Source organism: Leptolyngbya sp. DQ-M1, from assembly GCF_039962505.1.
Lineage (GTDB): Bacteria > Cyanobacteriota > Cyanobacteriia > Leptolyngbyales > Leptolyngbyaceae > Leptolyngbya.
This window is the reverse complement of sequence record NZ_JAMPLJ010000005.1, coordinates 225,304-247,111: the sequence shown is the minus strand read 5'-3', so window position 1 is coordinate 247,111 and position 21,808 is coordinate 225,304. Positions and strand designations below refer to the sequence as shown.

15 protein-coding genes are annotated in these 21,808 nt (G+C 48.7%); 4 read left to right on the top strand and 11 right to left on the bottom strand.

What is annotated here, in order from left to right; genetic code table 11:
• Positions 1–77: 77 nt before the first annotated feature.
• Positions 78–2,681 carry an efflux RND transporter permease subunit gene (locus NC981_RS17615; protein ID WP_348244142.1) on the top strand — a complete coding sequence of 868 codons (2,604 nt, stop codon included), beginning with the start codon at positions 78–80 and terminating at the stop codon, positions 2,679–2,681.
• A gap of 177 nt (positions 2,682–2,858) precedes the next feature.
• Here NC981_RS17615 and NC981_RS17610 read toward each other — a convergent pair whose 3' ends face one another.
• Together NC981_RS17610 and NC981_RS17605 are read right to left on the bottom strand one after the other, a co-directional pair.
• Positions 2,859–4,109, bottom strand: a complete 1,251-nt coding sequence (locus NC981_RS17610; RefSeq protein WP_348244141.1) for a DNA repair exonuclease — start codon at positions 4,107–4,109, stop codon at positions 2,859–2,861.
• A 110-nt stretch (positions 4,110–4,219) separates the two neighbouring features.
• A complete protein-coding gene (locus NC981_RS17605) occupies positions 4,220–5,101 on the bottom strand; it encodes a hypothetical protein (RefSeq protein ID WP_348244140.1) in 882 nt (293 codons plus the stop codon).
• Positions 5,102–5,320: 219 nt separating this feature from the next.
• Here NC981_RS17605 and aspS point away from each other — a divergent pair, with 219 nt between their 5' ends.
• Positions 5,321–7,117, top strand: a complete 1,797-nt coding sequence (aspS, locus tag NC981_RS17600) for an aspartate--tRNA ligase (RefSeq protein WP_348244139.1) — start codon at positions 5,321–5,323, stop codon at positions 7,115–7,117.
• Between the two features lie 202 nt (positions 7,118–7,319).
• Here the strand turns inward: aspS and ndhD1 are convergent, their stop codons facing one another.
• The 5 genes from ndhD1 to NC981_RS17575 all read right to left on the bottom strand — a co-directional run bounded on the left by ndhD1 (position 7,320) and on the right by NC981_RS17575 (position 13,599).
• On the bottom strand, positions 7,320–8,891 hold the full coding sequence (ndhD1, locus tag NC981_RS17595) for a photosynthetic/respiratory NAD(P)H-quinone oxidoreductase subunit D1 (RefSeq protein ID WP_190379510.1): 1,572 nt from the start codon (positions 8,889–8,891) through the stop codon (positions 7,320–7,322).
• 152 nt (positions 8,892–9,043) lie between these two features.
• On the bottom strand, positions 9,044–11,122 hold the full coding sequence (locus tag NC981_RS17590; RefSeq protein ID WP_348244138.1) for an NAD(P)H-quinone oxidoreductase subunit 5: 2,079 nt from the start codon (positions 11,120–11,122) through the stop codon (positions 9,044–9,046).
• A 257-nt stretch (positions 11,123–11,379) separates the two neighbouring features.
• Positions 11,380–11,589, bottom strand: a complete 210-nt coding sequence (locus NC981_RS17585) for a hypothetical protein (RefSeq protein WP_348244137.1) — start codon at positions 11,587–11,589, stop codon at positions 11,380–11,382.
• 355 nt (positions 11,590–11,944) lie between these two features.
• The gene (locus NC981_RS17580; RefSeq protein ID WP_348244136.1) at positions 11,945–12,742 is read right to left on the bottom strand and encodes a glutathione S-transferase family protein; all 798 of its coding nucleotides are present in this window, start codon (positions 12,740–12,742) and stop codon (positions 11,945–11,947) included.
• Between the two features lie 101 nt (positions 12,743–12,843).
• On the bottom strand, positions 12,844–13,599 hold the full coding sequence (locus tag NC981_RS17575) for an amino acid ABC transporter ATP-binding protein (protein WP_348244135.1): 756 nt from the start codon (positions 13,597–13,599) through the stop codon (positions 12,844–12,846).
• A 104-nt stretch (positions 13,600–13,703) separates the two neighbouring features.
• On the opposite strand from NC981_RS17575, the gene NC981_RS17570 reads away from it, so the two are divergent.
• Both NC981_RS17570 and NC981_RS17565 read left to right on the top strand, forming a co-directional pair.
• Complete coding sequence (locus NC981_RS17570) at positions 13,704–15,218, top strand: ABC transporter permease subunit (RefSeq protein ID WP_348244134.1); 1,515 nt, start codon at positions 13,704–13,706, stop codon at positions 15,216–15,218.
• 55 nt (positions 15,219–15,273) lie between these two features.
• Positions 15,274–17,079 (top strand): proline--tRNA ligase, encoded by a 1,806-nt coding sequence (locus NC981_RS17565; protein ID WP_348244133.1) that lies wholly within the window; start codon positions 15,274–15,276, stop codon positions 17,077–17,079.
• A gap of 355 nt (positions 17,080–17,434) precedes the next feature.
• Here the strand turns inward: NC981_RS17565 and NC981_RS17560 are convergent, their stop codons facing one another.
• The 4 genes from NC981_RS17560 to NC981_RS17545 form a co-directional block, all read right to left on the bottom strand.
• A complete protein-coding gene (locus tag NC981_RS17560) occupies positions 17,435–18,055 on the bottom strand; it encodes a superoxide dismutase (protein WP_348244132.1) in 621 nt (206 codons plus the stop codon).
• A 259-nt stretch (positions 18,056–18,314) separates the two neighbouring features.
• Entirely contained in the window at positions 18,315–19,517 is a 1,203-nt protein-coding gene (locus NC981_RS17555; protein WP_348244131.1) for a M20 family metallopeptidase, read from the bottom strand.
• Between the two features lie 181 nt (positions 19,518–19,698).
• Positions 19,699–20,085: a phosphomannose isomerase type II C-terminal cupin domain gene (locus tag NC981_RS17550; protein WP_190379416.1), complete on the bottom strand. Its 387-nt coding sequence runs from the start codon at positions 20,083–20,085 to the stop codon at positions 19,699–19,701.
• Between the two features lie 64 nt (positions 20,086–20,149).
• A complete protein-coding gene (locus NC981_RS17545) occupies positions 20,150–21,640 on the bottom strand; it encodes an MBOAT family O-acyltransferase (RefSeq protein WP_348244130.1) in 1,491 nt (496 codons plus the stop codon).
• Positions 21,641–21,808: the final 168 nt, after the last annotated feature.

Genomic DNA, 21,808 nt, shown 5'->3' with positions numbered 1-21,808 from the left:
CGCTCAATCATCTCAAATTTCCGATCGTATCTCACGCTTTTTTGCCCTCACCTACTGTTTTCCAGGTTTGACTTCTTATGGATCTGCCCACTCCGGTTCCCAAATCACGGGAGCGTTTCAATATCTCACGTCTCGCGATCGCCAAACCTGTATTGACGATTTGCGTTTGGCTATTTATCACTGTGGCTGGGCTGTTTGCATTTAGTTCGCTGAAGTATGCACTGTTCCCGGATGTCACCTTTCCGGTTGTAGTTGTAAATGCGGAAGCGCCTCTGAGCGCGACCACTGAAACAGAAAAGCAGGTCACACAGCCGATCGAACAAGCGCTGCGATCGCTCTCAGGTTTAACCGAGATTCGGTCTTCGACCTATCCAAACCAAACAGCAGTGAGTTTATCGTTTGCCGTGGGCACGAGCCTGGAGACATCGAGCCAAACAGTTGAAGCGGCGATGAAGTCGATCGCGTTGCCCAAAGATACAAAGTACACGGTGACAGCGCTGAATTTGAATGAATCGGCGGCTGTGAGCTATGCGATTGAAAGCACTTCGCGCAATCTCCAGGATTTAGCGACGCTGACGAGCGATCAAATCGTTCCACAACTCACAAAAATTCCAGGTGTTCTAAAAGTGAATGTGTTGGGCAGCGGTGGCACTCAGCCGGGAGCAACACTGACGCGATTCAATGGAAACGATGCGATCGCGATTCAAGTGATCAAACGCGGAGATGCAAACACGCTTGAAGTGGTTGATGCAGTCGAGCAAGAGATTTCAAAACTTAGAAACAATCTTACAAACGTCAAGCTCACACTTGCAGCAACGCAAGCGGAATATATCGAGAAAGCCACGCATTCCACAATTGAGGCACTGATCGAAGCGATCGTGTTATCGATCGTCGTCATTTTCCCGTTTCTCCGCAGTTGGAAAGCGACGTTGATCTCAGCGTTGGCAATTCCAATCTCGTTGCTTGGAACGTTCATTGTCATGGCGTTTTTCGGGTTCAATCTGGAAACGATTACGCTGTTGGCATTAGCGCTGGTGATTGGAAGCGTGGTCGATGATGCAATCGTCGATGTCGAGAATATCAGCCGCCATATCGAAGACGGAGCGACTCCAAGACAAGCCGCGCTTCATGCTACTAACGAGATTGGTTTAACGGTGACGGCGGCAACGTTTACAGCCGTTGCGGTCTTTTTGCCGATCGGGCTGATGGGAGGTGTGATTGGGCAGTTCTTCAAACCGTTTGGAATTACGGTTTCTGCTGCGATGATTATGTCGCTATTGGTAGCGCGGACATTATCGCCTGTATTATCGATTTATTTATTGCGGAAGCGTCCGGGACAGCCTCGCACTCAAACCAGCATGATTTGGGTTCGTTTCAATGAGGCTTATCGACGATTGTTGCAGTGGTCATTGCGGCATCGAGCGATCGTGGTTGGCATTGCGCTAGCGAGTTTTGCTGCGGGGATTGCGATTATTCCGTTGATTCCTCAAGGATTTATTCCGAAGCTCGATCGGGGTGAATTTAATGTGCGATACACTGCACCTTTACCGCAGATTCCCTCTCAGGAGCAGATTGCAGCACTTGTGGCAGCAGGTGGACAGGTGCCGCAAATCAATCCGCTACAAGACTCGCTAAATGTTGCTAAACAGCTAGAAGATACGGTGCGAAAATCTTCTGATGTCGCAACCGTGTTTACGACTGTGGGATCGCGTGAAGGAGAACCGAATAAAGGTTTACTCTATGTCAAGCTCAAAGAAAACCACACCACACCCACTGCCGCACTACAAGATCAACTGCGATCGAGCCTCCCGCAAATTTCAGGCGTTTCGACGAGTGTAGAAGATATTCCCTTTGTCGAAGCAGGTAGCCAGAAACCGCTTCAGGCAATGCTAAAAGGCGATGATTTAGCCACGCTGGAGAAAGCAGCAACCGATTTGAAGAACCGTCTGCAACCGATTTCAGGAATTGTTGATGTGACTGTGAGCGGTAGCAGCAATCGGAACGGGATTCAACAGATCGATCGACAGGCTGGACAACGAGTGGTGTATGTCAGCGGAAATCTGGGTGAAGACTTGTCTTTGGGAGAAGCGACGGAGCGATTAGTCGCGGAATCGAAATCTGTTCTTCCCGCAGGTGTAACGCTCGATTTGGGGGGTGATTCTGCTAGTAGTCGCGAGATTTTTGGCAGCTTTGGCAAAACGCTGGGACTCTCTGCGCTGTGCATTGTGATTGTGCTGGTTTGGTTGTTTAAGAGCTTGATTGATCCGCTCGTCGTTGCTCTGTCGCTACCGCTTGCTTTGGTCGGTGCAATGTTAGCGCTACTGATCACTCAAAGCGACTTTGGCATGATTTCACTAATCGGGTTTGTGTTTCTTTTAGGATTAACCAACAAAAACGCAATTTTGATTGTCGATTACATCAATCAACTTAGACGCGAAGGACTCGATCGCAACGCTGCCATTCTCAAAGCTGCTCCAATCCGACTGCGCCCGATTATGATGACGACTGCCGCAACGATTTTGGGCATGGTTCCGATCGCGATTGGTTTGGGTGCGGGATCAGAGCTTCGATCTCCGATGGCAGTCGCGATCGCGGGCGGACTGATTACTTCAACGCTACTAAGTTTGTTCGTCGTGCCTGTGGTGTATACCTTGCTCGATGATCTCAAGTTCAAGAAATAGGGAAACGATCGACGAGCCGCTTCTGTTTTGTTATACCAAATTAATCTTCAATTGCTACAGATCTTGGAAGCCCCCTAAATCCCCCACTCTGGGGGATTTAGGGGGCTTCCAAGATCTGTAGCATTCACGAATTGACTTGGTATTAGGAAGCGGCTCAGCCTTTTAATCTGAACTCGCTTAAGCGCCTAAAAGCTCCTCGACAAACTCATAAAGCTCAGCTTCCGATCGTTCTTCTAGCTGCATTTCTTTCAGCCCAATCAATCCTTTGGCTAACTCTGGAGCGCGATTTTTATAGTGATTGTGTGCGGCTAATAAATCTGTAAAAACTTCCTGTTCGATTTGAGTCCGACTCGCATCTTCCGCCAACGGAGACGCATACTCTACAGAATCTGCCTCATATTTGAGCAAGAACACTAAGGCTTGACTTAACTGTTGTAGGTCTTGTTGAAGCTTGCGGGTATCTAGTTCTAGGCGATCGAATCCCACTTGCCCTTCGATGCGGAGTTCTACCATTGGCTGCTCCTCTGGCTGAAGTTCACCAGACCGGATTGCGGCTTCAACCAGGGCGATCGCGCTTTGTTCAATGTCTTCGGTGCTTTCTTGTCCCCGTGCTTTTAGCTTCAATCGCACCCACGGACGCTGATAATAGTCTTTCTTTAGCTGAGCATCAATGCCCTGATCACTCAGTTCAACGAGAAACACACCCCGATCGTAGTTGGCTTCTTCCACGCTGTTTGCTTCCGTTGATCCAGGGTTAAAAATCCAGCCTTGCTCTACGTAGCTTTTGTGAATGTGTCCGAGCGCAAGATAATCAACCCCTGCCTCTCTGAGCGGCAATAAGTCTGTGTATCGCATCGCGCCCTGATAGCGTGCGATCTGACCTTCTAGCCCTTGATGAAACAGCATTATTGTATGTCCCGGACTCGCTGGAAGTTGTTGAATCGCTTGGGCTAATTGCTCTACGGCTCTAGGTGCAGAGGCTCCGTACCAGCGCGATCCCAACACTCTTACGCCACAATCGAGATCAATGTATCCGCCCACTTCACCATTCCACATCTCATAAATCACACCTCCGGTTTCAGCCCGATCGGGTTCCAGCAAAATCACTAATTCATCGTCTGCTAAATATTTCAGCCAGTTGGTCGAAATGCCATAGGGCCGATTATCGTGATTGCCTTCGATCGCAATCACTGGAATATGGGCCTCTTTTAGCAGTTGTAAACAAACTTTTGCTTGGTTGAGAATGTTCGGCTGAATGGTGCGATGTTCAAACAAATCACCCGCAATGACGACAAAATCAACTTGGGGTTCAATTGCATACTTCAGCAACGCATTCTCAAACGCTAAGAAGAAATCCTTGGTGCGTTCTTTGTTGTTATAGCGATCGTAACCCAAGTGAACATCGGCAAGATGAAGAAATCGCGGCATAGGATTCACAACAAAGAATTCACAAAAGAATTCACGATAAGCAGCAAGAACGAGTTTACTACCTAAAGCTCGATCGTGCTGCTCTGCCCTCACAAATGTTATTTGCTGCTCTAGTTTGTCGGACTGTAACAGGTTTCATCCTTCCTGGTTAAGCAAAGCTGTCTCTGTCCTACATCAGCTTTGAATCTTACCTGATAAGTTTCGTTTTCGGCGGGTACAGTTTTCGTGTAGTTGTTTGCGCTGTCACAGGAAAAGTCACGAGTAAAGGTTCCCGGAGACCAATTAATCGTCAATGTACTGCCACTGAGCCGCACTCTTCCTTTTCGAGACTGGAAAATTTGCTGATTGCAGCCACCGCTCATAACATTCATAATTCCAGTAAACTCAACGGTTCCATTCGGCTGAAATTGATAGGTGAATCGTGAGCCGTTCGCCCCCAAATACGCACCGCCCTGAGTATACGTGCCGCTTCCGGTACGTGCCCAAACCCATTTACCCGTGAGAGTCGAAACATTGCCAACACCTTCCGCCGAGCCTTCTGGCTGAGTTGAAGCCGTTTGCGAGTTTGCACTCTCGTAAACAGACAGCAAAAGCTTGGCTTCGGCATCGTTCGGCAATTTTCGCAATTGCTCGACAAATTCCTGCGTGAACCCCTGTCGCACTCGGCTTTGTGCTGCTTCAGGTTGAGCAATGACTTCTGTGTAATTGGCAATGAGTTCGTCAATGCTTTTTTTAGTTCCTGCTGGATCTTGGTTAAAGCGGTTTAATGTAATGGATTGAAATTCACTGCGCTGTGCAGGCGTAAATTTTGCTCTAAACACCCATTCGTAAAAATCAATCACTTGATTAATGTCTGATCGATCAAGGGACTGGTTTTGAGCTATCAATAAAGCTTGACTTCTAGTAGTTTGGGCAGTCAGCCCCTTCGTTGCGCCACCCGTTAGAACGATCGATAAAGCAACTACAGGAAGATATTTCAGGGTTTTAATCATGCTATTTCTACCAAACACCACTTTTACATAGAGCAAAAGCACTATCTCTTATACTGCTAAATCGGAGAGATTTCGGGAGGTTGTTGCATTCTGTAATTTCCGACCTTGCCGAAGTCATGATTGAGCCGAAAAACATTGCTCGAAATATCGATCGCGATTGTGTCGTGAATACGGCATAATTAGGAGGTTTTCTAATTTTTAACCCTCTTTTCAAGCGATATGCGTACCCTGTACTGTGGTCAACTTCGAGCGAGCAACATTGGTGAAACGGTCACTCTTTTCGGATGGGTTGATCGCCGACGCGACCACGGGTATGTGATTTTTATTGATTTGCGCGATCGTGAAGGCATTGTGCAAATCGTTAGCGATCCCGAACGCACTCCAAATTCTTACAAAGCAGCAGGCGATCTGCGAAATGAATATGTGATCAAAATCGTCGGACGAGTCACCAAGCGTCCAGATGAATCACTCAATCCCAAGATTCCAACTGGCGAAATCGAAATCTACGCTGACGAAATTGAAATTCTCAACAGCGTTCGCAAGCAGCTACCATTCCAAGTGTCTGCCGCAGACAGCGAATCGGTGCGCGAAGAGTTACGGCTAAGATATCGCTATCTGGACTTGAGACGCGATCGCATGAGTCGCAATCTGCAACTGCGGCATCAGTTAATCAAATCGATGCGACGATTCCTCGAAGATACAGAAGGCTTTGTCGAAGTGGAAACGCCAATTTTGACGCGATCAACCCCAGAAGGAGCGCGGGATTATCTGGTTCCATCGCGGGTAAATCCGGGTGAATGGTTTGCCTTGCCTCAGTCGCCACAGCTATTTAAGCAATTGTTGATGGTGTCGGGACTCGATCGCTATTATCAAATCGCTCGATGCTTCCGCGATGAGGACTTGCGGGCAGAACGTCAGCCTGAATTTACGCAGCTTGATATGGAAATGAGCTTTATGACCCAGGATGAGATTCTGGATCTCAATGAAAGGCTGGTTTGTCACATTATCAAGACGATCAAAGGGGTTGAAATCCCGCGTCCATTCCCGCGTTTGACCTATGCAGAAGCAATGGATCGCTACGGTAGCGACAAGCCGGATACTCGATTCGGTTTAGAGCTTGTGAATGTGTCTGATGTGGTACAAGACTGCGGCTTCAAGGTCTTTGCGGATGCAGTGAAAAAAGGCGGATTGGTGAAAATTCTACCGATTCCCAACGGTAATGATGCAATCTCGAATGTGAGAATTAAGCCCGGTGGCGATGTGTTCAAAGAAGCCTCAGAAGCCGGAGCGCGGGGACTTGCATACATTCGGGTTCGCGAAGACGGCGAGATTGATACGATCGGAGCTATCAAAGACAACCTCAGCGACGCTCAGAAGCAGGAAATTCTCACCCGCACCGCAGCAAAACCGGGACATTTGTTATTGTTTGCAGCAGGCGATGCGGCAACGGTCAATAAAACACTCGATCGCTTACGTCAGTATCTCGGCAACGAACTCGGCATGATTGATCCCGACAAGATGAACTTGCTTTGGGTGGTCGATTTCCCGATGTTCGAGTGGAATGCCGATGAGAAACGCTTAGAAGCGCTGCACCATCCGTTTACAGCACCGCACCCCGATGATGTCGATGACCTCAAAAACGCTCGCGCTCAGGCATACGACTTAGCCTTTAACGGGTTTGAAGTGGGTGGCGGCAGTGTGCGGATTCATCAGCCTGAACTACAAGCGAAAGTGTTTGAAACGATCGGCATTTCCGCCGAAGAAGCCCAAAATAAATTTGGCTTCTTGCTCGAAGCGTTTGAATATGGCGCACCGCCTCATGGGGGATTGGCTTATGGCATCGATCGCTGGGTGATGCTGTTATCCGGTGAAGAGTCGATTCGCGATGTGATTGCCTTCCCGAAAACACAGCAAGCGCGTTGTTTACTCACCAGTGCTCCTTCTAGCGTTGATGACAGACAATTAAAAGAGTTGTACGTTGCGTCTACTGTGAAGCCCAAACCCGGTGCATCTTGAGTCTTTGGTTGAAGCGTCTAGCTGCTCACGCCGGCGATCGAAAGCACTGGAATCAGATAGATTTGAAAATCTGCGGGATTGCGAGGGACGATCGCGCCTAAGCCTGATTAATTTCCCTAGATATGCGCCGAATACCAAAATTGTGAGTACAAAAAATCCGACCTCTTTCAAGAAGTCGGATTTTTGAGTGAATCAAGATGAGTTATCGAAGCGCAGGAGCAGTCGTGGCTTGAGCCGCGATCGTATCTGCCTTACGATTTGCCAACGTCGGCACCTCATCACGTAAACGCGCCGTCAATTGCAGCGTTTTCGAGTCATAGATCTGCGTCAGCATCTTTGGATAGAACCCGATGCCAATGATCGGAACCAGCAACGAAGCAATAATGAAGACTTCGCGGGGTTCTGCATCAATCAGAACTTCGTGCGAGGTCAGTTCCTTGTTCTCTGGCCCGTAGAAGATCTCACGCAGCATCGAGAGCAGATAGATCGGAGTCAGAATTACACCAATTGCTGCCAAACCGACCACAATCACCCGGAAGGGCAAGCTATAAGCGTCACTGGTCGCAAATCCGACGAAGACCATCAGTTCTGCCACAAATCCGCTCATTCCAGGGAGCGCCAACGATGCCAACGAGCAAGCAGTAAACATCGAGAAGATTTTCGGCATCTGCTTACCGACACCGCCCATTTCATCGAGCATTAGGGTGTGAGTCCGATCGTAAGTCGCACCCACCAGGAAGAACAGACTCGCTCCGATCAAACCATGCGACACCATTTGCAGCACCGCACCACTCAAACCAAGATCGGTAAACGATGCGATCCCGATCAGCACAAAGCCCATGTGCGAAATCGAAGAGTAAGCGATCTTGCGTTTGAGGTTGCGCTGAGCGAATGAGGTCAACGCTGCGTAAATGATGTTGACGACACCGAGGATGACCAGCGCCGGGGCAACGATCGCATGAGCCGCAGGCAGCATTTCCGCGTTCATGCGAATCAGCGCATATCCGCCCATCTTTAAGAGAATTCCAGCCAGCAACATATGCACCGGAGCTGTTGCTTCACCGTGAGCATCGGGCAACCAGGTATGTAACGGAATAATCGGCAGCTTCACGGCATACGCGATCAAGAACGCCGCATAAATCCACAACTGAAACGTCAGCGGGAACTGCCTGTGCGCCAAGGTTTGCATATCAAAGGTGGGGCTATCCCCATAGAATGCCATTGCCAAAGCAGCAACTAAGATAAACAGCGAACCGCCTGCCGTGTAGAGAATGAACTTCGTCGCGGCATACAGCCGTTTTTTTCCGCCCCAAATCGAAAGCAGAAAGTAGATTGGAACGAGTTCAAGTTCCCATGATAGGAAGAATAACAGCATATCCTGGACGGCAAAGACGGCGATCTGCCCGCCATACATCACCAGCATCAGGAAGTAGAACAGGCGAGGCTTGAAGGTAACGGGCCAAGCCGCCAGAATTGCCAGCGTTGTAATAAACCCAGTCAGAATAATCAACGGCATCGACAGACCATCGGCTCCGACTGACCAATTCAGGTCGATTTGAGGAACCCAGGCATAACGCTCCACCAACTGCATTTCTGGGTTGGAGAAATCGTACTGGGTGTAGAAGGTGTAAACGATTAGCAGAAAATCAATCAGACCGACAACGAGGGAGTACCAGCGGACGGTTTTTCCGTCTTTGTCGGGCAGGAAGGGGATTGCAAGGGAAGCCACGATCGGAAACAAAATGATCGTAGTCAACCAGGGAAAGTTCTCAATCATTACTGTTAAGTTTTGTTTATACTGCGGTGAAGATAACACGCGGGGAGTAATAGGACGATCCTAGACGGTTCTTATTGAAAATAAGAAATCGTAACAGAGTCTTCAGATGAAAGGGTGAGGTCGCCCCCACCCTGAGAAGGATGATTGAATCAGGTCATACCGGAGAAGACCACCAATCCTAGAACCGCCACGAAAATGATCAGCGCGTAGAATTGAGCGCGACCGTTTTCAAAGTATTTCAGTCCTTCGCCTGTTAGCAACGTGACTAAACCTGCAAGGTTCACCACACCATCGACGACTTTGGAATCGACTTCCAGGACTTGACGCGCCAGACGACGGCTCCCTTGAACAAAGACTTCGTTGTAAATTTCATCGAAGTACCATTTGTTTTTCGAGAGGCGATAGAGAGCAGGGATCTTTTCGGCGATCGCACTTGGATCGATCTTGCCTCGGAGGTAGATCAGCGAGGCTAACGTAATTCCAATCAGCGCGATCCCGACGGAGTTTCCACCCATAATCAGGAACTCCGTCAGGCTTTCTTCGCCTGCTTCCGCCGCCACTTGAACCGCTTCACTCGGAGCGTGGATAAAGTGTTCAAAGTAGTTGGCAAACGGCGTTCCGACTAAGCCAATCAGCACCGACGGAACCGCGAGAATCATCAACGGTAACGTCATCGTGATCGGCGATTCGTGCGGTTCGTGGCTGTGATGTTCGTCGTTGCCAGGATCAACTTCTTCGCCTGGAGCTTCCATCGTCAGTTCACGCGGATCCATTGCCCCTGGCCCAAATGCTAATCCTGCCATTTGAAGCTGTTCGTTTTTGAGCGTTTGCTTCATAGCGGCATTTGTGCCCCGGAACTCGCCTTCAAACGTGCTGAAGTACATCCGGAACATATAAAAAGCAGTGATCCCGGCAGTTCCCCAAGCGATCGCCCACATGATCGGATTCACGGCAAACGTCGAGCCAAGGATTTCATCTTTCGACCAGAAGCCAGCAAACGGCGGAATTCCACAAATCGCCAATGTTCCAATCAAGAAGGTAGTCGCGGTGACGGGCATATATTTCCGCAAACCGCCCATCATTCTCATGTCTTGGGCATACACCGGATCATGTCCGACAACCGCTTCCATGCCATGAATCACCGATCCCGATCCCAAAAACAGCATCGCCTTAAAGTAAGCATGGGTCATCAGGTGAAATAGTCCCGCGCTATAGGCTCCAACACCCATTGCCATCACCATGTAGCCCAACTGCGACATCGTAGAATACGCCAAGCCCTTCTTGATGTCGTTCTGGGTAATCGCGATCGACGCGCCCAAAAATGCCGTAAAACAACCCGTCCAAGCGATCGTATTCATCACCGCCGGAATGCCCTCGAACACCGGGAACATTCGCGCAATCAGGAATACTCCTGCTGCCACCATCGTTGCTGCGTGAATCAGGGCTGAAATCGGAGTCGGGCCTTCCATCGCATCCGGTAACCAGACGTGCAGCGGAAACTGTGCCGACTTCGCCACAGGACCTAGGAAGATCAAAATCGCAAACAATGCGGCAACGAAACCGCTCAGCGATCCGGTTGCGACCATGTCCTGGAGTCGTGCCCCAGCTTCATTAAACTCGAAGCTGCGGGTAGACCAGTACAGACCCAAAATCCCAAGCAGCAAGCCAAAGTCGCCGACTCGGTTGGTGACAAACGCTTTCTGACAAGCATCTGCCGCCGCCTTGCGGTAAAACCAAAAGCCGATCAGCAGATATGAACACATCCCCACCAATTCCCAGAAGATGTAGACCTGTACCAGATTCGGACTGATAACCAAGCCCAACATCGAGGAACTGAATAGGCTCAAATAAGCATAAAAACGTACATAGCCTGGATCGTGCGCCATGTAGCCATCGGTATAGATCATCACCAGAAAAGCTACAGTGGTCACGATCACGAGCATCAGCGAGGACAGGGGATCGATGACGTATCCCATCGACAGATGGAAGTCTCCGGCTGCTGCCCACTCGATCGATTGTGTATAAGGTTCGTGCCCTTGATACTGGCTCCAGAATAGAGCAAACGCATAGGTCATCGCCGCGCCAATCAAGGACACGATGAAGATAGAGTTCGCTTTTCTGAGCTTGTTGACATCCTTGTTAAAGGTGATCAGCCCTAAACCCACAAGCATCGCCCCTGCCAATGGCAGAACGGGAATGAGCCAGGCGTACTGATATATCGGTTCCATCACTCGCGCCTAAAGTTAAGAGTTCTTTACATTACCAGAGTAGTCAATTTCGGCATCTCTGAGTCATTCTGGATTCAAAGTCGTTGACTTTAAATGACGTTATGAGTCTCTATGATCCAGGATTTCCAATTTGTTTATAGACAACATCTGCATTAAGTGGGGAAAAAGAGGCAGGTTCTCTTAACAATTTGGCACAAAATCGAGCGAATCAGTCTAGAGAGCGAATTGTAAGCCAGCGATGAAGCGATCGCGATCATTCAGTTAATCGAAGTGACTAATTCAAAATCTGGTTGCAAAAGCGGCGATCGGATGTGGTTTAAATGCAGCGACGACAGACGAAGATTTTTCCAGTCTGCTCGAAACCTTTCATCTGCTGAGTTCACCCGCAAATCACCCGCAAATACTGTTGCCTCTGGCTCACACGGAGTATGGTTGTTTGACCAAAGCTTTGGAGCGTTCAAAGTCAAACGAAACACCTGTACAATTCGTGAAGGATTGTAGATTGGCGATAGGGCTTGTCGAACGAAATGGAAAAAATTGCCTGACTCTTAAAAGCCCCCAGAGTCAGGCAGTCTACCTGTAAGGACGCTTTTAGCCGGATAGACTAAACAAGCTTAGTTGCCCCCTAGTTGCTTAGCGTCTCCGATCGCGTTCCTCAGATTTAAGCCCATTGTCGATCATCCGAAGAGGGAATCCCCTCACAGAAAGTACCGAATTTTAGTCTAAATTAACAGTAGACTGCGATGATGAACCCGTGTTTTCTCCCTGCACAGTCAGGCAAAATCGATCTAGGCAACCTAAGAAGCCTGACGAGCAATCGCTCTACTCGATATTAATTGAGGTTGGAGCTGAGCCACCTGGGGATGTATAGCTACTGACAGAAACTTTGCGGAAATCAGTGTAGAGCTTGTCGCGCCAGTTGAAGAATGGATCGAAAATGCTAACGTCGGCAATGCCCGCAACACCTTTACCCTTAAGCGATGCTGGAATATCTAGATAGCCCCCGATCGGGAATTTGGCGTACATTGATAATCCGGCAACTGCAAAGTCTGCCAAAGTTGGACTGTCTCCGACTAAATAAGGTTGCTCCATTAAGATGAGGGAAAGGGCGGTGAAGCTACGTTTTAGTGCGTCTGTTGCTTCTTTCACGGCATCAGGCCCCATGCCAACACCCGATCCGAGTACACCGAGAAATTCACCTGGAATTGCGCCGACTAAGTTCTTCAATAAATCTGGTGTTGAAGCGGGTAGAACAGCGGTGCGGAAGCTTTGATTTTGTGAAAGTGAACCGATCAAACCTTTACGCGCATTGATCGCGAGCGATTCGTCTGCCCATTGTTCTATCAGTAAGACTTGTCCTTTTTGCTTCGGATCGGTTGGGATAATTGGCTTTTCGGGATATTTTCGATCGAGATATTCCGCGATCGCTGTGGAATCTGGGATAATCTCACTGCCGTCTTTGAGTACGGGAACTTTGCGCTGTCCTGACAGTTGAAAGAGTTCAATTTGTCCGATTCCCGGTGTCACTTCTATTTTGCGATAAGGCAAGCCTTTATAGTCAAGAATCAATCGCACCTTTTCTGCAAAATGCGACATTTCAAATTGATATAGCTCTAGCATAATGATTTCCTCAGAAAATTGCGCGACCACTCCCTAACATAAAACTAAACTCTCAGAAGATCATCTAATTCGTGTAGGGATACGTGTAGGGATATCCGTCTTCATGCGATTTGAGCCTGGCGCATTCGGCTTAAGAAAGCGGTTAAACGATCGCTTTGCGGATTGGTCAGGACTTCTCGCGCTGATCCTTCTTCCATCACGCGACCTTGGTCGAGGAACATCACTCGACTTGCCGCCTCTCGCGCAAACTGAATTTCATGCGTGACCACGACCATCGTCATTCCGCGTTCTGCAAGTCGGTGCATAACGGATAGAACTTCGCCGACTAATTCGGGGTCAAGGGCGCTGGTGGGTTCATCAAACAGCATGGCTTGAGGTTCCATACAAAGGCTACGGGCGATCGCAACGCGCTGCCGTTGTCCACCGGAAAGCTGTTCGGGGTAAACATCGATTTTGTCGCTGAGTCCGACTTCTTGGAGATAATATCGCGCCCGATCGATGCTATCGCGTCGAGATAGTTTCAGGACTTGCTGTGGCGCTAGAGTGAGATTTTCTAAAACGCTGAGGTGTGGAAAGAGGTTGAATTGCTGAAATACCATGCCGATGCGCGATCGAACTTGTTTTAATTCATGGTTTGAGAGGTTCGATCGCGAGATTTCTAGCTCATTGATCACGATTCGTCCCCGATCAATGACTTCTAATCGATTTAAACAGCGTAGTAAGGTGCTTTTTCCGCAGCCCGACGACCCGATAATGGATAGCACTTCGCCCGCAGCAACATAGCCACTAATACCTTTTAGCACTTGCAGCGCACCGAAGCTCTTTTCAACCTGGTCGAACTGAATCGCGTGTGTCATAAGACGTAGAGTATCTGCGTTTTGAGGTCGATACATATCTCTTTAGACAGAGTTAGATCGATTCAAACTGATTGATTAATAAAAAATTATTCAAAGTAATTCTTATGCTGAAAGCGCGATCGATTTGGCTAGCTTTGATTTGTACATTGCTTGTGGTTTTGCATCCAGTCCGCACACTGAGTCAATCGACGTTAACGGTTGCCGTTGAGCCTGTTTACGCGCCGTTTGAATTTCGCAGCCAGTCGGGAGAACTACAGGGATTTGATATTGATATCATTCGGGCGGTGGGGAAAGCTGCCGGATTTGGGGTGGATTTTCAAAGCATCTCGTTTGATGGCATTATTCCAGCTTTGCAAGCGGGAACTGTCGATGCAGCAGTCGGAGCGATTACGATTACACCTGCACGATCGCAGGTTGTTTCTTTTTCTCGTCCTTATTTCAAGGCAGGTTTAGGGATTGCCACTCGCACCAATACGCCGAATATTAATACGCTTGAAGACCTGCAAGGTAAATCGATCGCGGTTCAAATCGGAACGACAGGTGCTCTCGCCGCCCAGAAGGTTCCGAATGCTCAGATTCGGACATTTAATGAAGCTGTGTCAGCACTGCAAGAACTGAGCAATGGCAATGTGGTTGCAGTGGTTCACGATGCCCCAATTTTGCAATATGCACTTAAAACTGGGAGCTTAAAGAATCTGCGAGTTAGCAATCAGCTTTTAACTTCTGAGTATTACGGTATTCCAACTCCAAAAGATTCGCCGGATTTAGCCCGGATCAATCAAGGGCTGGGAACGATTCTGAACAATGGAACCTATGCTGAGATTTATCGAAAATGGTTTAATGCTGAGCCGCCAGCGTTGCCTGAGACGATTGCGACCGGGGAACAACAAGCGCGATCGAACTGGCTCACCGTGATGCAAAATGCGCTGCCAGCCTTACTCACGGGAGCAATTGTCACGATTCAATTGGCTGCGATTTCAGTGGTGATCGGCTTAGTGGCAGGATCGCTGATTGGAATTGTTCGATTGTCTAAAGTTAGTGTGCTGCGATGGTTAGCAAGGGCTTACATTGATTTCTTCCGGGGAACACCGCTGATTGTTCAGATTTTCATGATTTATTTTGGTATTCCTGCGGTGGTCAAAGATCTCGGGCTGGAATTTACGTTCGATCGCTTTGTTGCTGCGGTGGTCGCTTTGAGCTTGAACAGTGCGGCTTACATTGCTGAGATTGTGCGGGCGGGAATTGCGTCGATCGACGTTGGACAAACCGAAGCAGCGGAATCGCTCGGTTTAGATGCGACCCAAACTTTGCGACATATTATCTTTCCGCAAGCGTTTCGTCGGATGCTGCCGCCGTTGGGGAATGAGTTCATTACTTTGCTGAAAGATACCAGTTTGGTCGCAGTCATCGGATTTGAAGAACTATTCCGACGCGGGCAATTGATTGTGGCTGAGAACTATCGACCGTTTGAACTGTATGCGATCGTTGCGCTGATCTATCTTGCATTAACGCTACTTTCGTCTCAGGGCTTTAGCTATTTAGAACGGCGCATGAATCCGACTCAGCAACGGCGGACGGTGAAAAAACGCGATCGAGCGCTCGATCGTGCTTCAGTCTAATTCGCCAATGCCCTTTAGAATAGAGTGTGGTTTTTTGAAACGAAGGGCACGATTGATGCGGCTATCTCAGATGCTACTGGTCACTTTGCGGGAAGATCCAGCAGAGGCAGAAATTCCCAGCCATAAGCTTTTGGTGCGGGCGGGTTATATTCGGCGGATTGGTAGCGGGATTTATGCGTATATGCCGCTGATGTGGCGGGTGCTGCAAAAGATTTCTCAAATTGTGCGCGAGGAAATGAATGCAGCAGGCGCACAAGAAACCCTATTGCCGCAGTTGCAGCCTTCGGAATTGTGGAAAGAATCGGGACGCTGGGATACTTATACGAAAGCAGAAGGAATTATGTTTGCGCTGGTCGATCGCCAGGAGCGCGAACTGGGGTTAGGCCCCACGCACGAGGAAGTGATTACGACGATCGCTCGCGATATGATTCGCTCTTATCGTCAACTGCCGCAAAATCTTTATCAGATTCAAACGAAATTCCGCGATGAAATTCGTCCTCGATTCGGTTTAATGCGGGGGCGAGAATTCATCATGAAAGATGCGTATTCGTTTGATGCTGATGAAGAAGGGCTGAAGAAAACCTATCAAAAAATGCACGATGCCTACTGCAATATTCTTCGCAGAACAGGCTTAGAATTTCGTGCGGTCGATGCAGACTCAGGCGCGATCGGTGGCTCTGGTTCGCAAGAATTTATGGTGTTAGCAGAAGCAGGAGAAGACGAAGTTCTCTACACCGATGATGGCAAATACGCGGCAAACGTAGAGAAAGCGATCGCCCTTCCCCCCGATGCGGAAGCTTCACCGTTTACAAACTACAAGAAATTAGAAACACCGGGAACGGCAACGATCGAGAAGCTTTGCCAATTCTTGAAGTGTTCTCCGACTAATGTGGTTAAAAATGTTCTCTATCAAGCTGTATTCGATAGTGGCATGACGGCATTAGTATTAGTTCACATCCGAGGTGATCAAGATGTGAATGATGTGAAATTGCAGAATGAACTGACAAAGATCGCCGATCGTTTCGGTGGAAAAACGATCATTTCGCTCACGGTTCCTGATGCGGAAACTCAGCAAAAGTGGGCAGCAAAATCGCTACCGCTTGGCTATATTTCTCCTGGGATTTCTGATAGCTATATTCAACCGAGCAAAGATATTGCACCGAAGTTTGTTCGATTCATTGATCAAACTGCCGTCGATTTAGAGAACTTTGTTACAGGGTCAGATGACTCTGACTATCACGTAGTCGGTGCCAACTGGGGCAAAGAATTTCAGAAACCGGATCGGGTCGTGGATGTGCGAAAAGCGAAAGTCGGCGATCGTGCCGCTCACGATCCAACCCAAACGCTAAAAACTGCACGCGGAATCGAGATCGGGCACATCTTTCAGCTTGGAACCAAGTATTCTAAAGCGATGAATGCAACCTATACAAATGAGCAGGGCGAAGAAATGCCCCTGGTCATGGGTTGCTATGGAATTGGTGTCTCGCGATTGGCTCAGGCTGCGATTGAGCAGTCTTACGACAAGGATGGAATTATTTTACCCGTTGCGATCGCGCCTTATCATGCGATCGTGATGATTCCGAATGTGAACGACGCGGATCAAGTCAGCGCAGCAGAAAAGCTGTATACCGAGTTAAATCAAGCAGGCGTTGAAACCTTGCTCGACGATCGCAATGAAAGAGCAGGAGTCAAATTCAAAGATGCGGAGTTAATTGGAATTCCTTACCGGATTGTGACAGGTAAATCTTTGAAAGATGGCAAAGTTGAACTGGTGGCACGATCGACCAAAGCAGTACAAGAGGTTGCGATCGGTGATGTGGTTTCGACCTTAAAGGAGGCGATCGCAAACGCAATGCGATAGAAGGCAACTTTAGGCGATGTGCAACTTTCAGATCAGCATAGGAAAGCCCCATTCTTAAGCTTTCGATCGAAACCAAACGACAAAAGCAGGTGAGACGTTATTCTATCGAGGAGTTCGTCATCGCAGTCTATTGTTGCGTGGACGATGGATGTGTCGCAGGTCAGCGATCTCGCCTGACCAAAAATGGGTCACTGTACAATAATAAAAACCGACAGCTTCCTGAGAAACCTGTCGGTCAGTCGTGTGTTCCCTGTTGATGACTCGGCTAAAGTTGAGTCTTCTACAGTATGTCTGCGGTCAATCATACCTTGAGTGATTAGGATCATACAAGGCAGTAATCCTAATCACAGGCAGCTTATCGACCGCTAAAGGCTGCATCAAATCGGCGGTTGATCTCTTCCCAGTTCAATACATTCCACCAAGCGTTGAGGTATTCGGGACGACGGTTCTGATATTTCAGATAGTAAGCGTGTTCCCAGACATCATTACCCAGAATCGGGGTATGTCCCTCAGTCAGTGGGCTATCTTGGTTCGGTGTGGAAATAATTTTGAGATCGCCTTGAGCCGATCGAACTAACCAAACCCAACCGCTACCAAATCGCTTCACGCCCGCATCATTAAACTGCTGCTTGAAGGCATCAAAGCTACCAAACGTATTATTAATTGCCTCGGCGATCGCACCTGTCGGCTCACCTCGACCATTCGACCCCATAATTTCCCAGAACATCGTGTGATTGACGTGCCCCCCGGCATTGTTGCGAACCGCAGTCCGCACATCTTCAGGAACTTGATTTAGATCAGTCACGAGTTCGTCAACCGACTTGCTTTGCAGATCGCTGTACTTCTCGATCGCAGCGTTCAAGTTATTCACATAAGCAGCATGGTGCTTGTCGTGGTGAATCTGCATCGTAGTGGCATCAATGTAAGGCTCTAGAGCGTCGTAAGCATAAGGGAGCGGTTGCAATTCAAAAGCCATGTGAAAGTTCTCCAGAATGAGTTGTGAGGAAACTTGTCTAGCTGGTGTGTCGTCTCAGCTTCAATATTCAAATCATAGTCATTCTGAGTTTAGGTTGCATTAGAGAATCCGTATAATTTGAGCGGGTTAACCGTACAAAAAAGCGCTTGAATCCTCGGTTTTCTTTTATTACGAAGATTAATATTATTGAGTCTTACTCTCAATAAAAGGAATACAATAAAAAAGGGGCTTCCTGCCCCTCTCGCGAAATCTTCAAGTTTCAACCCTGCTCTACATACCTGACAAAGATTTCAACACCCATTCCCAAGACCGTCTCATCAAAATCAAATCGCGGATGATGATGTGGATAATCTAGTCCAATTTTTGAATTGGCAGAACCCAGGAAAAAATAACAGCCTGGAACTTCCTGCAAAAAGAATGACATATCCTCGCCGCCCATCGTCTGACAGTTTGGCACAACGCCGATCGGCGACTCGACTACAGTTTCAGCCACCGATCGCACCCTGTCCGCAACTGCACCATCATTGATCACGGGCGGATACAGCGGCTGATAATTCAATTCGTAAGTCGCTCCATGCGCCTGACAAATACCCGCTACAATCTGCTCAATCCGCTGCTTAAAGTAGCCTGCATAGTTCGGATTGAAATAGCGCACAGTTCCTTTAAGGTGGGCTGAGGCGGCAATCACATTACAAGCATTTCCGGCGTGAAAGGCACCCACCGTGACAACCGCAGACTCGATCGGATCAATATTTCGCGCCACGATCGTTTGCAGCGCATTTACCACTTGCGCCCCGACGACGATCGAATCGATCGTTTGCTGCGGAATTGCGCCGTGTCCACCTTTACCCAGAATAATCACCTCAAACGTCTCAACGGCTGCCATTAATGCGCCTGTCCGAACGCCAACCGTTCCGAGCGGTAAATTATTCCACAAATGCAATCCAATAATCGAATCAACCGTTGGATTTTTGAGAACGCCTGCCTCGATCATCGGTTTTGCCCCACCTGGCCCTTCTTCCGCAGGCTGAAAAATGAACTTAACGGTACCCGGAAAATCGCGATGCTGGGACAAGTAATAAGCAGTTCCAAGCGCGATCGTCACATGCCCATCATGTCCGCAAGCGTGCATCACGCCGTCATGCTGTGATTTATACGAAACCTCATTCTGCTCCTGAATCGGTAGCGCATCCATGTCGGCGCGAATCGCTAACACGCGACCGGGGCGATTTCCCGCGATCGTTGCGACAATTCCCGTTCTTGCAATTCCGGTTTGGTGGGGAATCCCCCACTGCTTGAGTTTTTCGGTGATAAACTCGGCGGTTAACTCTTCTCGAAAACCGAGTTCTGGACGCTGGTGTAATTGTCTGCGCCAAGTGACCAGTTGGGCTTGGAGTGATCGAATCTCAAGTCGAATCTGAGAGAGATCAACCGAAGGTGAACTCAAAAAAGTAGAAACCATAGGTAGTAGACCGTTGTGTAAGGAGCGACGATATGAAGATAGTTATTCTAATTTAGCCATCCTAAGGACATTATTTTATTTTGTCGGATTGGCGATCGAAAAAACTAGGTGCCGCTTCAGTGCCACACGCTCTACAAGCATATTCGACGAATCAACCGAGCAACTCAATTGCTTAGGCGCATCAAACGTTCGAGTCTTTTTCAAATCGAACAATGTCATCCTCACCCAGATATTCACCGTTCTGCACTTCGATCATCACGAGCGGAATCACACCTGGATTTTCCACTCGATGCGGCGTTCCCATCGGTACGTAGGTGGATTGCTTCTGCATCACCATTTTCTCTTCGCCGTTGCAGATTACTTTTGCCGTTCCAGAAACCACGATCCAATGTTCGCTGCGGTGATAGTGCATTTGAGTGCTGATGTGCGCTCCCGGCTTGATCTCAATTCGGTTGATCCGATAGCGCTTCGCATCTTCTAAAAGCGTCACCGTTCCCCAATGCCGAATTTCCGTTACGTCCTCAGCAGCGCGATCGCTCACTGTGTCTTCAGAGCGTTGGTTCTTCATAGAAAATAGAAATGTCTAGGTACTCCACTGTCTAAATCATGCAGCAAAAAACAGCATTATCCGCCTAAAAGTCGAAGTAAATGTATCGGCTTCCTGCCTCTGGGGCAAGCTGCCAAACGATGTAGAAGTAGATCGGAATTAGCAGCAATTTCAGATGCCAAGTCAGATTTAGCTTTAATCCCCGCTGCAAGGTATAAGTCAGCAGCATTACCAGCGCGATCGCCGCAAACAGAATGGCAATTTGCAGTGGATACAGTCCGACTGCTTCCCCGTAAACCTTCTGGGCATACTGCACGTCGGCAGTGTAGCCCCATAAGCGCTGCAACACTTGCCAAGCTGAATCGACATTCGGCAGGCGGAAGAACACCCAGGACACAAACACCAATCCTTGTGTCAGTGCCCATCCCACCAGTACACCAGGCAAACTTGACCAGAACACCTCGATCCAGGTGAACTGTTTAGCGATCGTGTGATTAATCCGATGAATCGCGAGCCCTAAGCCGTGAATTCCACCCCAAGCGATGAACCCCCAGGCTGCTCCGTGCCAGATTCCCGCAATCAGCATGATCAGAATCAAATTCAGACAAGTCCGCATCAATCCCTGACGCGATCCACCCAGCGGGAAATAAAGATAGTTTCGCAGCCAATCGCCCAGCGTCATGTGCCAACGCCGCCAAAAGTCAGCCAAACTTGTGGTTAGGTAAGGAAAATTGAAGTTCTCCGGTAGCTCAATCCCCAACAGCAACGCACTCCCCCGCGCTACATCGACATACCCGCTGAAATCGAGGTAAAGCTGAAAGCCATAGGCGACGATCGCGATCCACAAATCTGTACTCCCGGCTCTTTGGATGTTGTCAAAACTGAGGTTGACTAACCCATTCAGGCGATCGGCAACCAACCCCTTTTTAATCGCGCCGCAGGCAATGAGCCAGAGTCCTTCGGTGATTTGGGGCATTTTTGGCGCTGCGATCGCGCTGAACTGAGCTGCGAATGGGTGGTAGCGCGTAATCGGGCCTGAGATTAATTTCGCAAAGAATAGTTTGTACGCTGCAAAATCGAGAAATCCTTTTGCCGCAGGCGCACCGCGATAAACATCCACTAGGTAAGCAATACACTCAAAACAAAAAAAGCTAATTCCCAGCGGCGCGATCAAATGCACATCTGCCCAATTTGCGTTCTGCTGGAGGTTCGGAAGGTTAAACGTCGTGCCGATCGTCGAAAAAATAAACGGCACATACTTAAATCCAAGCAGCAACAGTACATTGAGAAAGATGCCGCCACCCAATACCCGCAGTCGCCGCCGACTCCAATCTGCCTGAGCAAACTGCCAATCTTCGATTCTCCAATCAAGCGGCACAGACATCGCCCGCCCTAACCAGTAGTTAACCCCTGTCGCCACCAGCAACAGCGGAATATACTGCGCTTGCAGCGACGCATAAAAGACCAAACTGGTGAGAAACAGCAGCCACGATCGTAGCCACGTCGATCGTGCCGACCAAAACACTCCGATCACACACAGCAGAAAAACGGCGTACAGCGGGGAAAGAAATTGCATAGCGCCCGAAAACTCGATTCGCGTCTAGTGTACTGGTAAAGTTCCAGGTCAGTACAATTTGCCAAAAAAAAGCAGCCCGATTGCCAAAAAAAAGCAGCCCGAAAGCTGCGATCTCAGATATCAAGAATGGTCTAAATAAAGACATCAGCGCTGCTAAAAGCGCGATCG

Bases quoted from the DNA above. Each gene is read 5' to 3' on its own strand.
- NC981_RS17565 (WP_348244133.1), top strand. From the start codon at position 15,274: ATGCGGCTATCTCAGATGCTACTGGTCACTTTGCGGGAAGATCCAGCA.
- NC981_RS17580 (WP_348244136.1), bottom strand. From the start codon at position 12,742: ATGCTAGAGCTATATCAATTTGAAATGTCGCATTTTGCAGAAAAGGTG.
- NC981_RS17575 (WP_348244135.1), bottom strand. From the start codon at position 13,599: ATGACACACGCGATTCAGTTCGACCAGGTTGAAAAGAGCTTCGGTGCG.
- NC981_RS17615 (WP_348244142.1), top strand. From the start codon at position 78: ATGGATCTGCCCACTCCGGTTCCCAAATCACGGGAGCGTTTCAATATC.
- NC981_RS17560 (WP_348244132.1), bottom strand. From the start codon at position 18,055: ATGGCTTTTGAATTGCAACCGCTCCCTTATGCTTACGACGCTCTAGAG.
- NC981_RS17605 (WP_348244140.1), bottom strand. From the start codon at position 5,101: ATGATTAAAACCCTGAAATATCTTCCTGTAGTTGCTTTATCGATCGTT.
- NC981_RS17590 (WP_348244138.1), bottom strand. From the start codon at position 11,122: ATGGAACCGATATATCAGTACGCCTGGCTCATTCCCGTTCTGCCATTG.
- aspS (WP_348244139.1), top strand. From the start codon at position 5,321: ATGCGTACCCTGTACTGTGGTCAACTTCGAGCGAGCAACATTGGTGAA.
- NC981_RS17610 (WP_348244141.1), bottom strand. From the start codon at position 4,109: ATGCCGCGATTTCTTCATCTTGCCGATGTTCACTTGGGTTACGATCGC.
- NC981_RS17550 (WP_190379416.1), bottom strand. From the start codon at position 20,085: ATGAAGAACCAACGCTCTGAAGACACAGTGAGCGATCGCGCTGCTGAG.
- NC981_RS17545 (WP_348244130.1), bottom strand. From the start codon at position 21,640: ATGCAATTTCTTTCCCCGCTGTACGCCGTTTTTCTGCTGTGTGTGATC.
- NC981_RS17570 (WP_348244134.1), top strand. From the start codon at position 13,704: ATGCTGAAAGCGCGATCGATTTGGCTAGCTTTGATTTGTACATTGCTT.
- NC981_RS17555 (WP_348244131.1), bottom strand. From the start codon at position 19,517: ATGGTTTCTACTTTTTTGAGTTCACCTTCGGTTGATCTCTCTCAGATT.